Source organism: Nocardia huaxiensis (assembly GCF_013744875.1).
GTDB classification, from domain to species: domain Bacteria; phylum Actinomycetota; class Actinomycetes; order Mycobacteriales; family Mycobacteriaceae; genus Nocardia; species Nocardia huaxiensis.
Map to the genome: position 1 here is coordinate 3774080 of NZ_CP059399.1, position 13333 is coordinate 3787412.

The window sequence follows — 13333 nt, forward strand, 5'->3', positions numbered from 1 at the left end:
GGCCGGTTCACCTCCTCGGCGACGCGCAGCGCGGGATCAGTGGGAACGCCTGCGCTGCAACAGGATCGCGATCCCGGTGAGCACGCCGATGAGCAGGACCGCGCCGCCCACCAGGGCCACCGTGCGCGCCACGGGAATGCCGTCGTCCTGCGGGGCGGCCGCCGCGAGTCCCTCGGGACCGTCGGCCGGGTCGAAGAATTCCGGTTCGCGGTCCCCAGCCTGCAGCAGTACCGGACCGGTCAGCTGGAAGGACCGGTCCGGATCGGCGACCAGCCAGTCCAGCACACGGTCCAGATGTTCGGGGGCTCCGGTGGAGGTGGCCACCACGATCGTGCGCTGGTTGTTCCAGGTGGCCTGGAGCGAACCGAAGTTCAACGGCGGTGACAGGTCGATGGTGGTCTTCAGATAGGCGTCGTCACCGTAGATGGTTAGGGTGTCGCCGCTGCGCGCCAGTGGCAGGGTGATGGAGTCGGGTACCGCGCCGCCGGGGGCGATGAGCACCGCCGGGAGCGTCCCGCCCGCCGCGTCGCCGAAGGAGACCAGTTCGGGTCGCAGCGGGACCGCGGTCAGGCGCTGCAGGGCGATGAGAACCCGTGCGGCGCGGACGGTATCGGTGAAGTCCTGGGTCTGCAGGCCCACCTGGACCCGGGGCAGCAGCGCCTGCGGCAGCGCGCCCAGCCCGCCCGGCACCGGCGGTGCGGACAGCGTGCTCTGCACCTCGCCCTCGGGATCGATGGTCAGGGTGACAGGCTGTTCCAGTCCGCATCCGTGGGTGAGGCCCGCTTGCTGCAGGGTGACGGTGACCGTGGTGGTGCGGCTGAGCAGCTCGTTCGGAATGCTCACCCACTGAGCGAATTGCCCGGACGGATCCACCGGCCAGGCCGCGATCTGCCGGTCACCGACCGCCACGCTCAACTGCCCGTTCAAGGTTTCCGGCAGTGGAGTGTGGTTGCCGTACAGGTTGATTCGCACATTCTGTGACGGCCGCCCGAGCCGCGTCTGATCGATGGTGAAGGCCACCCGCACGTATCCGATGGCGGTGGCGCTGAGCTGGTTCTGTCCCAGCGCCCCCAGCGAGGTGGATTCCGGGGCCAGTTGCGGTGCGGCGGGCAGTCCGATGGCGGTGGCGTCGGTGCCGAGTGCGGCCCGCGCCAGATCGCTGGTGAGCAGCCGCATCTGGACCGGCATCGACTTCTCGTCCCCGGACACGGTCAGCAGCGGCGCGGGCCCACCGGCCAGCCGCAGCGCCGCGTCATCGGCTTCCTGGATCGCGATCTGCCGCTCCAGGAAGGCCGGGGGATGATCGGGAAGCGTTGCGCCGGAATCGAATCGGCGGATATCGATGGTGACCGCCCGATTCGCGTAGCGCGCGGTCACCGCCGTCACCAGTTGCAGTGCCGCCGCCGATTCGGTCTTCGACGGATTCGCGGGCAGGTACACGGTGAGCCGATCCAGCACCGCCGGAAGGAACTCCGCCACGGTGGTGGGCTGAGCCTCCTCGCCGAAATAGAGGACGGCCGCATCGGTGAGCGTCATGGGCTGCCCGGTCCAGTCCTCCGGGCAGATGCCTGGTTCCGGCAGTAGCGAGGAGCTCAGGGTGACCGCCACCGCGTCCCCCTTCACCTCTGCGCCGGCCAGGGAAATGCGCAGGGGTGCACGGGGATCCGACGGCAGATTCACCCGATCCAGCAGTCGCTGCCCGGACCGCGCCTCCAGCGTGCCGCGCGAGAGCGTCGGCGGCAGTTGGACGGTCCCGACGACGGCGGCCGGCGCCAGCCCCGGCAGGATCGGCAGCGTGAGCGTGACCTCGTGCACCCGCCCCGGGAACTGCAATGCGGTGCCCAGACCCAGACTCCGCAGCGACAGCGCGTGCTCGGCGGGCTCGGCCATGGCGGTGACCGGCGCGGTCACCGTGATGACGGCGGCCGCCAGCCCCAGCAGCGCCAGGCTCGGTCGGCGTCGGACGCCGTGGACGCGCGGTTTCAGCACACGCAGGGCGCGCAGGATCATCGCGGAGCTCCTGAGCTATGTCGGTGGGCGCGGATCCGCCCTACAGCCAAGTGGGTTCGCCGAACACCGCGCCGCTGTCGTCGACCGCGGGGGATTTCGTGAAGAGATAGGTGTAGTGCCGGATGGCCACCGGTCCGGTGCACTGATTGACGATGATGTGGAAGTCCCGGATGACGATCTGCCCCGCGCCGGAGACGATCTCCTTCTCGGCGACCGGCACCTCTTTCACCTCACCGGCGGTGAGGTTCAGTGTCGCAACGGGATTGGGGTTCGCGCCGAGGGCGAGATTGGGTGCGCCGTCACCCAGCGGGATGGTGGCGCCGAGCGTCAGGTCGGGGGTGACGCCGATGGTGCCGGCGCCGGTGTTGACCGCGCACCCCACGTGATAGCCGGTCTTGAGGGTGCCGGTGAAGGGTCCGGCGAGCTGTCCGTAGGCGATATTGCTGACCAGCGCCTCACGGGTGGTGCCCACCATATTGAGTGGCGCGAGCCGGTTGATGATCTCCTCGCGATGGCCGACCGTGAAACTGCCGTTCACCGTTTGATAGATGCGTTCGTGCGGTGGCAGGGGTTCGACTTCGGCATGCGCCGACGCGGGATACAGGAAGGTGGCCCCGGTAATGAACAGGCTGAAAATTCCGAGTTTGCTGTCCACCAGCAAAGGGTAGTAGCCGACACGTATCAATCATCGGAGGACACGCTGTGCTCGGAACGGGCGCGGATTCAGCCGCGGGCGAGGCCGATCATCCAGCGCAGGGTGGCCACGGTGGCGGCCGCCAGCACGGCGAGCTGCGCGGAACCGGTGACGAGGGCCAGGACGAGCAGGGTCGCGGTGGCCAGGCCGAGGGCTTCGAGTTTGAATACCGGCCAGGCGGTACCCGCGATATCGACAGCGCGCGGGGCGCTCCGAACCGTCTTCTGCGGGTGAACCAGGGCCATGCGGTAAGGCTACCCGCGCACGAGAAGTTCGGGCAACCGAACTCTGTGCCGCTGTGGTGCAGGGAACAAGATCGCAGCCGCCGGTGTTCACCCGGTCATGCCACTAACCGGAGAGTACGAACCCAGCACTACCGACTGGGCCCGTGAACAGGCCGAGAAGTTCGAGGCATCCAATGGTGCCGAGGCCAACACCATGCAGGGCAAGCCGATCATTCTGCTCACCACGCGCGGCGCCAAATCCGGCAAACTCCGCAAGACCCCCCTCATGCGGGTCGAGCACAATGGCGAATACGCGGTCGTCGCCTCCCTCGGCGGCGCCCCCAAGCACCCGGTCTGGTACTGGAACATCAAGGCCGACCCGCACGTCGACCTCCGCGACGGCGCCGTCGTCAAGGACTACGACGCCCGCGAGGTCACCGGCGACGAAAAGGCCCTCTGGTGGAAGCGCGCCGTCGAAGTCTGGCCCGCCTACGACGACTACACCAAGAAGACCACCCGAGAAATCCCGGTCTTCGTCCTCACTCCCCGCGACTGACCTACCCGTGAATACGAAAATGCCCCGGCTGCAAGGCAACCGGGGCATTTTCGTATTCACCCGTGGATCAGGGAAGGACCTGGGGGACGGCGTCGGGGGCGATCGCGCCGGTGGCGAGGCCGACGACGGTGCCGATGATGCCCCAGTTGATGGCGCCGGAGAGGGCCGCGGAGCCGACCGCCGCGGAACCGATGCCGGGGATGATGAGCAGCGGGGAGGTCATGAGCGCGCCTACGCCCGCACCGGCCGCGGCGCCGATGCCCGCACCCGCGGCGGCGCCGTTGGCCAGCGGGTCGTGGTTCTGGGCGTTCGGGTCGGTGGCAACCGGCTCCAGGTTCAGCGGAGCGGCGGAGGCGGTGGCAGCAGCGGCGCCGGCGCCGGTGGCCAGTGCGGCGGTCAGCAGCGTGATGGCCAGGGGCTTGCGAAACATCATGAAACGTCAGCTCTTTCGGATTTCGGATGCGAGGAACACCGACGCTAGCTGCGGATTTGCTGCTTGGGCAAAACGGAGGCGATCCCTCCCCAGCGCGCTTTAGGTCAGATGACCAGCTCGGGTGCGCACTGTGAAACCCGCCACGCGGGCCGCGCCGTGACCATCTCAGGCCCTGGGATAATCGGCGCTGCCGACAGGCGGTGACACGCCCCCGGCTAGCATGTACCGGGTGTCTGATCCGCTTGTTGTAGCTGAGAAAGTGTCCGGTCCGCTGCCTGAACTGAGCGCGGACGAGATCGACGCGGCCGCCAAGCGAATTTCCGACATTATCGAGCCGACGCCGTTGCAGCGGATCGCACGGCTGTCGGCGCTGACCGGGGCTGAGGTCTACCTCAAGCGGGAGGACCTCACCGCCGTGCGCAGCTACAAGTTGCGCGGGGCGTACAACCTCATCGTTCAGCTGACCGCCGCCGAGCGGGCCGCCGGCGTGGTGGCCGCCAGCGCCGGAAACCACGCACAGGGTGTGGCTTTCGCGTGCAAGGCCATGGGCATCACCGGCCGCATCTACGTGCCGACCACCACCCCGAAGCAGAAACGCGACCGAATCCGCGTGCACGGCGGCGAATTCGTGCAACTCATCGCCACCGGCGACACCTACGATGCCGCCGCCGCGGCCGCCGCCGCGGACGTGGAGCGCACCGGCGCGACCATGGTGCCGCCGTTCGACGATCCGCGCACCGCGGCCGGCCAGGGCACCATTGCCGCCGAATTCCTCGAACAGCTCGGCCGCGCGCCGGATCTGGTGATCGTGCCGGTGGGCGGCGGCGGCTGCCTGGCCGGTATCGGCACCTATCTGCGCGAGCGTTCGCCCGGCACCGCCATCCTCGGTGTGGAACCGGCGGGTGCGGCCTCCATGACGGCCGCGCTGGTCGCCGGGGGACCGGTGACGCTGCCGGAGATCGACCCGTTCGTGGATGGCGCGTCGGTCAAGCGCATCGGCGCGGTGCCGTATCAGGCGGTGTCGCGCTTCGGTGGCCAGGTGCGCTCGCACGCCTCGCTGCCTTTGCTGACCACCACCGAATCCGCTTCGGGTGCAGCCTCTTTCCGCATGATGCACGTCGACGAGGGCGCCATCTGCACCACCATGCTGGAGCTGTACCAGAACGAGGGCATCGTCGCCGAGCCCGCGGGTGCGCTGTCGGTGACGGCGCTGCACGAGCTCGAGATCGAACCCGGCTCGACCGTGGTGTGCCTGCTGTCCGGCGGCAACAACGATGTCTCCCGCTACGGCGAGGTCATCGAGCGCTCGCTGGTGCATCAGGGTCTGAAGCACTATTTCCTGGTGGACTTCCCGCAGGAGCCGGGTGCGCTGCGCCGCTTCCTGGACGAGGTGCTGGGCCCCGACGACGACATCACCGTGTTCGAATACGTCAAGCGCAACAACCGGGAAACCGGTGCGGCGCTGGTCGGTATCGAGCTGGGCACGCCGTCCGGTCTGGAGCCGCTGCTCAAGCGCATGGACCAGGCGCCGATCCAGTGCGAGCGGCTGGATCCGAATTCCCCGGCCTACCGCTATCTGACCTGAGCGTCGACGAACAGCGAAGGCCCCGAACCGAGTTCGGGGCCTTCGTCATGCCTGCAGCAGATAACCCTCGTCCGTGGCGTCGATGAGCCGGGGTGCGCCCAGCTTGCGTTCCAGCCGCGCCACCGTCTCCGCGATGGAGTCCGCCGGGGTGTGCGCCTCGGGGCAGTATTCGACCATCTCGGTGGCGCTGACCCGGGTGCCCACCCGGGTGGCCAGCAGTTCCAGCGCACAGAATTCTCGCGCCGACACGGTGAGCAGCACGCCGCCGCGCAGCACCCGCCGCCGCACCCGGTCCACCACCACATCGCCGACGGTGAGGATCGGGGAGGGCCGGGTGCGCCGCGTGCACAGCGCCCGCACCCGCGCCGACAGTTCGCTCAGCGAAAACGGTTTGGCCAGGAAGTCGTCCGCGCCGCTGAGGTAGCCGGCGGCGCGATCGGCCGGGCTGTCGCGCGCGGTGATGACCAGCGCGGGCGTCTGCCCGCCCGATTCCCGTTGCCGCCGAATGAGATCCAGCCCGTCGCCGTCGGGCAGCCCGCGATCGATGACCAGGCAGTCGTAGCGATGGCGGCCGAACCGCAGGCCCGCGTCGGCGAGGTTACGGGTGAGATCGACGGTGAATCCGGCGTCGCGCAGACCGATGGCGACCTGCTCGCCCAGCCGGTCGTCGTCCTCGCACACCAGCACCCAGACGCTGCGGGCGGTTGTTCCATCGTCGGACATGAGACCACACTGCCACAGCGATCATGAACGAATCATGAGCGATCGCGGATCGGCCGGCATGCGTTAACAGCCGCGGAATCGGTCCGATTCGCCGCGTTTCGCGGGTTAACGAATACGCGCGCCGCCGCCGATGATTCGAGTAGTCCACTACGCGTGAAACCGAACAGTCTGGGCGGGAGGCTCGTTTCATGAAAAGGCTGGTGGTGTGTTGCGACGGCACATGGAAAGCCGAATCCAGCAACACCGTATCGAATATCGTGAAAATCGCGCAGACGGTCTGCCTCACCGGCAAGGACCGCGACGGTAAAACCGTCGAGCAGCGTGTCTACTACATTTCCGGGCCCGGGGCCCGCGGGTTCACCACCGATCGGCTGCTGGGCGGGGCATTCGGACTGGGCCTCGAGGCCAATCTGTCCGCGGCGTACTGGCAACTGGCCCTGAACTGGGAACCCGGCGACGAGATCTTCATCTTCGGCTTCAGCCGCGGCGCGTACACCGCCCGCAGCCTGGCCGGAATGATCAATCGCCTCGGCATCCTCACCTACGACGCCTTCATCAAGGAGAAATATCCGGAGGCGCTGCAGATCTACCACACCAAGAAAAAAGATCCCGATGCGCCGGACCCGCCGGAATGGGCGGAATTCCGGAAGGCCAACTGCTATCCGGATCCGGTGAAAGTGAACTTCCTGGGAGTGTTCGACACGGTCGGTGCGATGGGCATTCCCGGGATCACCGCCTGGCGGCACCGTTTCCACGATGTGCGTCTTTCCCGCATCGTGCACTGTGCCCGCCAGGCGCTGGCTCTCGACGAGCGCCGCCGCAACTTCGAGCCCTGCCTGTGGGAGGTGCCGGTCGAGTTGCAGGAGAAGTACTACCGCACCGATCGCGTCAAGCAGGTCTGGTTCGAGGGCGTGCACAGCGATATCGGCGGCGGGTACCGCGAATGCGGGCTGTCGGATATCACCCTGCGCTGGATGGTCGCCGAAGCCGAGCGGGAGGGGCTGGCCTTCGATCATTCGCGGCTGGCGTCCCTGCTGGGCCTGTGCGAGCCGGAACCGAAGCACAGCAAGCGTCATGATTCGCTGAAGGTCGCGTTCCTGTGCCTCAACGCCATTCGCATGCTGCGCCATCCGCGCAACCCGCGTTTCCACTGGGATTCCTGGCGGCGGGTGTTCGCGAGCGGGGACCAGAACAGCTATCTGGCGTCCACGGCCGTGAAGGCCGAGAACTACCATCCGGCCAATCTGGTCCGGCTCGAGGGGCAGCCCATGCCGGTGTTCCGGATCGAGGACACGCACTTCCCGCCGCTGCACGCCGCGCCGGAGATCGTGCCGAGCCCGGAGCGCGGCGGGCGCCCGGAGGAGGACGACGAGACCGCGGCCTAGCGCACCAGCAGGGCGATGGGCAGGCGGGCGAACAGTTTCTCCAGCCGGGCGCGGCCGGAGAAGGTGTGGCCCGTCAGCCGATCGGTCCAATGTCCCTGCGGCAGATCGAGCACCGTGTCGCCCCAGCCGCCGGCCTCGTCCAGCCGGATCGAGTGCCGGGTGGCGGCGACGATCACCTCCGGGGTCTCCCCGGTGCGCCCGCGCGCGAAGGAGACCAGATGCTGGGCCTGGTCGCCCACGGCGAACAGCGGGGCGTAGCTGCCGCCGACGAAGCATTCGGGGCGTTCGCGGCGCAGCCACAGCGCATAGGCCACGATCCACATCTTCACCGCGCCGGACGAATCCAGATCCGGTGTGCCGGTGAGGGATTGCAGCAGCAGCGTGCGATGGGTGAAGTCGACCGGGCGGCGATTGTCGGGGTCGACGAGCGAGTCCTCCCACAGTTCGCAGCCCTGATAGATGTCGGGGATGCCGGGCCCGCACAGTTGCAGCAGCTTCTGCGCCAGCGAGTCGGACCAGGCGTGCGGTGCGAGATCGTCGACCAGTTCCGCCAATTCGGCGCCCACCGGCCCGTCGATAACGCTGTCGATCCAGCGGTGCACGGCCGTCTCGAAGTCGACATCCGGTTCCTCCCAGGAGGATCGGGTCCCGGCCTCGCGAACGGCCTTCTCCGCGAACAGGTGCAGGCGTTCCCGGAAGCCGGGCACGGTGGCGGCGGGCCGCCGGTCGGCGGGCCAGACGCCGAACATGTTCTGCAGCAGGAACAGTGTGGTCGCGCCGTCGGGGCCGGGCGCGATGTCGTTCCACGCGCTGACCGCCCGCGCCCAGATGTCGGGCACCTGGGAGAGGATGCCGATGCGGGCGCGCACATCCTCGCCGCGCTTGGTGTCGTGCGTGGACAGGGCGGTCATGGTGGCGGGCCAGCGGGTGGCGCGTTCGGCATTGGCGAGATGGAATTCGATGAGCGACAGGCCGAATCGGGCCGGGTCCGCGCCCATCTCCTGTAGCGACACCAGGCGGGCGGCGCGGTAGAACATGGTGTCCTCCACCGCTTTCGCGCTCATGGCCCCGCCGAGCTGGTGGAAGCGCACGGCCGCTTCACCATTGGCGGCGAGTGCGGTCACCAGCACCTGCAGCGGCGCGGTGAGTTCGCTATTGCGCCGCGCCACCTCCGCCACCACGGCGGCCACCATGCCCGCCAGCGGCGTGTAGTCGGTGCGGTACACCGGCAGGAACGACAGCACCTCGATGGTGGCGTTGGTGAGCGCCATGGAGTCGCAATTCTCCGCGCGCGCATCACGTTTCAGCGCCGCGACGAGTCTGCGCGTCTCCGGCACCAGCATGGTCTCGGCCACCGCGCGCTTGATGCGATGCTCGTGCTCGGTGAACCAGGCGCGGTCGCTGCCGTGCCCGGTGAACTGCCGCGACAGCTCGGTGAGCTGCTTCTCGCCGTCCGGATCGATGAGCACGCCACCGAGGTCGGCGAGGGCGTCGTAGCCGGTGGTGCCGTCGATGGGCAGGGTGGCGTCCAGGGGTTCGCGATTGGACAGCACCTTCTCGATGACCAGCAGCCGCTGTGGTCCGATGAGGGCGCGCAGCCGCGCGAGATACGCTGCGGGCCGGGCCAATCCGTCCGGATGGTCGACACGGACGCCGTCGATGAGATCGTGTTCGCACCACGCCGCGAGTTCGCGGTGGGTGATCTCGAAGACCTCGGATTCCTCCTGCCGCAGCGCGGCCAGCCCGCCGACGGTGAAGTAGCGCCGATATCCGCACAGCCCGGATTTCCAGTTCACCAGCCGATAGTGCTGTTTGTCGTGGATGCGCAGCGCGTTCTCGCCCTCGGTGCCGGGTGCGATGGGGAAGCGCATATCGTGCAGGGCCAGCATGGGTTCGGGCCCGCTGCGGTCCACGGTCAGCGCCGCCGGATCGTTCTCATTGGCCAGCACCGGCAGCGCGATGCGCCCGCCCGCGCCGTTGCCGGAACTCCAGTCGATATCGAAGAAGTGCGCGTACTGGGATTTGCGGCCCAGCCGCAGCACATCCCACCACCACGGGTTCTGCCGCGGATCGGCCACGCCCACATGATTGGGCACCAGATCCACGATCAATCCCATGCCGCGGCTGCGCACCTCGTCGGAGAGGGCCTTGAGCCCGGCCGGGCCGCCCAGTCCCGCCGACACGCTGGTCGGGTCGGTGATGTCGTAGCCGTGCGTGGACCCGCGCGCGGCGGTCAGCACCGGCGACAGGTACAGGTGCGAAATGCCCAGCTGCTGTAGATATTCGGCGATGGCGCGGGCATCGGCGAAGGTCAGCGCGTCGGGCCGCAGCTGCAATCGGTAGGTGCTGCGGACCGGCGTGGGCCGGGTGAGGGCGTCGGTGCGATGTTCGGGCGTGCTGGTCATGGCTTTCTCGATCATGCCGTACGCCGCAGGACGAGCAGGCAGCGTGCGGGGACTTCGATGGTGGCGGAGGCGGGGATGCGCAGGTCGGTGCCGTTCGGGTCGGGGGCCGGGCGGCCGGTGGGGGTGGAGCAGTCCAGCGCCGGCGTCCAGGCCGGGCCGTGCGCGGGGTCGGGCAGGGTGAACGCCAGGGCGGCGTCGTGGGCGTTGAAGCAGAGCAGGAACGAGTCGTCGGTGATGGTCTCGCCGCGCGGGCCGGGTTCGCGGATGCCGTCGCCATTGAGGAAGACGGTGAGCGAGCGGCCGAAGCCGGTTTCCCAGTCGGCGTCGGTCATGGCGGCGCCGCCGGGGGTGAACCAGGCGATGTCGTCGGGGTGGTCGTGGGTGGGGGCGGGGCAGCCGTCGAAGAAGCGGCGGCGGCGGAAGACCGGGTGCGCGGCGCGCAAAGCCACTGCGCGGGAGGTGAATTCGAGCAGGTCCGCATTGGTGTGCAGCAGTGACCAGTCCATCCAGGTGAGCGGGGAGTCCTGGCAGTAGGCATTGTTGTTGCCCCGCTGGGTGCGGCCCAGTTCGTCGCCGTGCAGCAGCATCGGGGTGCCCTGGGACAGCAGCAGGGTGGCGAGCAGATTGCGAGATTGCTTGGCGCGCAGGGCCAGTACGTCCGGGTCGGTGGTGGGGCCTTCCACGCCGCAGTTCCAGGAGCGGTTGTAGTTCTCCCCGTCGTGGCCGCCCTCGCCGTTGGCCTCGTTGTGTTTCTCGTTGTAGGACACCAGATCCGCGAGGGTGAAGCCGTCGTGCGCGGTCACGAAGTTGATGCTCGCCGAGGGCCGCCGTCCGGTGGCCTCGTACAGGTCCGAGGAGCCGGTGAGCCGGGAGGCGAACTCGCCCAGGGTGGCCGGTTGCCCGCGCCAGTAGTCCCGCACGGTGTCACGGTATTTCCCGTTCCATTCGGTCCAGGCGACCGGGAAGTTGCCCACCTGGTAGCCGCCCTCGCCCACATCCCACGGTTCGGCGATGAGTTTCACCTGGCTCACCACCGGATCCTGGTGCACCAGATCGAAGAAGGTGGCCAGCCGGTCGACATCGTGCAGTTCGCGGGCCAGGGTGGCGGCCAGATCGAAGCGGAAGCCGTCGACGTGCATGTCGAGCACCCAGTAGCGCAGCGAGTCCATGATCATCTGAAGCGTGTGCGGATGCTGCACATTGAGGCTGTTGCCGGTGCCGGTGTAGTCCATGTAGTGCTGCGGATCATTGTCCACCAGACGGTAATACGCGGCATTGTCGATGCCGCGGAAGTTCAGCGTCGGCCCGAACTCATTGCCCTCGGCGGTGTGGTTGTAGACCACGTCGAGGATCACCTCGATACCAGCGGCGTGGAAGGCGCGCACCATGGCCTTGAATTCGGTGACCGCCGCACCCGGCGTGCGGCTCGCCGCGTATTCGGCATGCGGCGCGAAATATCCGAAGCTGTTGTACCCCCAGTAGTTTCGCAGTCCGCGATCCAGCAGGATGCGGTCGTGCAGGAACTGGTGCACGGGCATGAGTTCGACGGCGGTCACGCCCAGGGTTCTCAGATGCCCGATGATGGCCGGGTGCGCCATGCCCGCGAAGGTGCCGCGTAGTTCCGGCGGCACGTCCGGGTGGGTCATGGTCATGCCCTTCACATGGGCCTCGTAGATGACCGTCTCGTGGTAGGGCCGCCGCGGCGCGCGATCGTCCGCCCAGTCGAAGAACGGATTGATCACCACCCCGGTCATGGTGTGGCCCAGGGTGTTCTGGCCGTAGTTGTACGGGGCCACATCGCTGCCGAACGATCCGGTGAAGGCTTTCCCGTACGGGTCCAGCAGCAGCTTGCTCGGATCGCAGCGCAGGCCGCGCGCCGGATCGAACGGCCCGTGCACCCGATACCCGTACCGCTGGCCCGGCCCGATCCCCGGCAGGTAGGCGTGCCACACATAGCCGTCCACCTCGTCGAGCGGAATGCGCGTCTCGCGCCAGTCCTCCTCGATCAGGCACAGTTCCACGCGCCGGGCCACTTCGGAGAACAGCGAGAAATTGGTGCCCGCGCCGTCGTAGCTCGCGCCCAGCGGGTACGCCGTTCCCGGCCAGACACCGAGCGGTGCCGGAGCCGGGGGCGTGGAGGGCGCAGCCATGCCAAGACCCTATCGGCCCCGCTGGCGACCCCGATGCGGTGGGCGGAGCTACCGGTTTCGCGCACCCGCCGGGGTCCGGCCGGAGTGCTCCGGTAACCAGCGGCGTTCGTATCCGAGGCGGCGGGCCAGGCGGGCGAGTCCGCCCAGGACCACGCGCTGCGCGCCGGCCGGCAGGCCGCCGAGGTAGCCGTCTTGGTAATCCCACAGCAGTGCCAGCGCCAGCGGATCACGCGGCACCCCGGCGCTCGTCGTCTTCCCGGCGGCGTCGAGGGCGTGCCAGAGCTCGAACATCTGCCAGTGCCGCAGTGGCGGGCGGACGGTGTGATCGATGATCGTGCCGGGTTTCTCGCTCCAGAACCCGTGCACCGTCCCGGCGGCGGCTTCGGCCGAATCGCCTGCGTGCACAACGGTTTCCACGCCATCGATGCGGAAGCGCAGGCGGCCCTTGCGCACCGTCCAGCGCTCGGCCAGCACCGGATGCCAGTGCGGCCCGGCCTGCCGCTGCGCGCGCGGCAGCACATGTTCGAGCCGCAGGTAGGGACCGGCCTCGTCGACCCCTTCCTCGACGAAGGTCACCCGGTGTCCGCTGTGGAAAGTCAGTGTGCGCCTGTGCATGCGTCAAATATGAAGGTAACCTTCCTATCGTGTCAATAACCCGTGAGACCGGTCCGGACGCCGGAGCCAGCCTGCTGAAATTGCTCGTCCAGACCACGCGCGCCGTCGAACTCGACCTCAACGAACGTCTGCGCGCCGAGCTGGACTCGAGCCTGCGCCCCGCCCACTACGCGGTGTTCCGCCACCTCGACCCCGCCGGTTCCCGCATCACCGCCCTCGCCGAAGCGGCGGGCATGACGCAGCAGTCCATGGGGGAGTTGGTGACTCACCTCGAGGGCTGCGGCTACGTCGAACGGCAGGTGGACCCGGCCGACAAGCGCGCCCGGCTGGTGATGCTCACCGAGCGGGGCCGGGAAGCGCTCGTGGTCGCCGCGGCCGGAGTCGCCGACATCGAGAGGCGGCTGAGCAGGGCACTGGGGCGCGAGGGCCTCACGGCGCTGCGCTCGCTCCTGGCCCGAGCCGGGAAAACCCTTACCGCCGAGGACGATCAGCCTCGTCGCTCGCGTTGACGCACAACCGCACTCGTCATTCCGGCGCGCTTTCGGCCGGAATC

12 protein-coding genes are annotated in these 13333 nt (G+C 68.5%); 4 read left to right on the forward strand and 8 right to left on the reverse strand.

Going from position 1 to position 13333, the window contains the following annotated elements; genetic code table 11:
* Positions 1-36 precede the first annotated feature (36 nt).
* The 3 genes from H0264_RS16790 to H0264_RS16800 all read right to left on the reverse strand — a co-directional run bounded on the left by H0264_RS16790 (position 37) and on the right by H0264_RS16800 (position 2949).
* A complete protein-coding gene (locus H0264_RS16790; RefSeq protein WP_181584830.1) occupies positions 37-2010 on the reverse strand; it encodes a hypothetical protein in 1974 nt (657 codons plus the stop codon).
* A gap of 40 nt (positions 2011-2050) precedes the next feature.
* Positions 2051-2665: an MspA family porin gene (locus H0264_RS16795; protein WP_231086547.1), complete on the reverse strand. Its 615-nt coding sequence runs from the start codon at positions 2663-2665 to the stop codon at positions 2051-2053.
* A gap of 68 nt (positions 2666-2733) precedes the next feature.
* Entirely contained in the window at positions 2734-2949 is a 216-nt protein-coding gene (locus H0264_RS16800) for a hypothetical protein (protein ID WP_181584831.1), read from the reverse strand.
* A 97-nt stretch (positions 2950-3046) separates the two neighbouring features.
* Here H0264_RS16800 and H0264_RS16805 point away from each other — a divergent pair, with 97 nt between their 5' ends.
* Positions 3047-3484, forward strand: a complete 438-nt coding sequence (locus H0264_RS16805; RefSeq protein WP_181584832.1) for a nitroreductase family deazaflavin-dependent oxidoreductase — start codon at positions 3047-3049, stop codon at positions 3482-3484.
* Positions 3485-3551: 67 nt separating this feature from the next.
* Here the strand turns inward: H0264_RS16805 and H0264_RS16810 are convergent, their stop codons facing one another.
* On the reverse strand, positions 3552-3917 hold the full coding sequence (locus H0264_RS16810) for a hypothetical protein (RefSeq protein ID WP_181584833.1): 366 nt from the start codon (positions 3915-3917) through the stop codon (positions 3552-3554).
* 220 nt (positions 3918-4137) lie between these two features.
* On the opposite strand from H0264_RS16810, the gene ilvA reads away from it, so the two are divergent.
* A complete protein-coding gene (gene ilvA, locus H0264_RS16815; protein WP_181584834.1) occupies positions 4138-5502 on the forward strand; it encodes a threonine ammonia-lyase IlvA in 1365 nt (454 codons plus the stop codon).
* A gap of 45 nt (positions 5503-5547) precedes the next feature.
* Here the strand turns inward: ilvA and H0264_RS16820 are convergent, their stop codons facing one another.
* Positions 5548-6225: a response regulator transcription factor gene (locus H0264_RS16820; protein ID WP_181584835.1), complete on the reverse strand. Its 678-nt coding sequence runs from the start codon at positions 6223-6225 to the stop codon at positions 5548-5550.
* 188 nt (positions 6226-6413) lie between these two features.
* Between H0264_RS16820 and H0264_RS16825 the strand changes: the two genes are divergently transcribed.
* Positions 6414-7610: a DUF2235 domain-containing protein gene (locus H0264_RS16825; RefSeq protein ID WP_181584836.1), complete on the forward strand. Its 1197-nt coding sequence runs from the start codon at positions 6414-6416 to the stop codon at positions 7608-7610.
* Here the strand turns inward: H0264_RS16825 and treY are convergent.
* From treY to H0264_RS16840, 3 genes are read right to left on the reverse strand one after another with little or no spacing between them, the layout of a single operon-like run.
* Positions 7607-10015 carry a malto-oligosyltrehalose synthase gene (gene treY, locus H0264_RS16830; protein ID WP_181585610.1) on the reverse strand — a complete coding sequence of 803 codons (2409 nt, stop codon included), beginning with the start codon at positions 10013-10015 and terminating at the stop codon, positions 7607-7609. The genes H0264_RS16825 and treY overlap by 4 nt on opposite strands.
* A gap of 11 nt (positions 10016-10026) precedes the next feature.
* Positions 10027-12165 (reverse strand): glycogen debranching protein GlgX, encoded by a 2139-nt coding sequence (gene glgX / locus H0264_RS16835; protein WP_181584837.1) that lies wholly within the window; start codon positions 12163-12165, stop codon positions 10027-10029.
* A gap of 48 nt (positions 12166-12213) precedes the next feature.
* Positions 12214-12780: a cupin domain-containing protein gene (locus H0264_RS16840; RefSeq protein WP_181584838.1), complete on the reverse strand. Its 567-nt coding sequence runs from the start codon at positions 12778-12780 to the stop codon at positions 12214-12216.
* Between the two features lie 29 nt (positions 12781-12809).
* Here H0264_RS16840 and H0264_RS16845 point away from each other — a divergent pair, with 29 nt between their 5' ends.
* Entirely contained in the window at positions 12810-13289 is a 480-nt protein-coding gene (locus H0264_RS16845) for a MarR family winged helix-turn-helix transcriptional regulator (RefSeq protein WP_231086542.1), read from the forward strand.
* Positions 13290-13333: the final 44 nt, after the last annotated feature.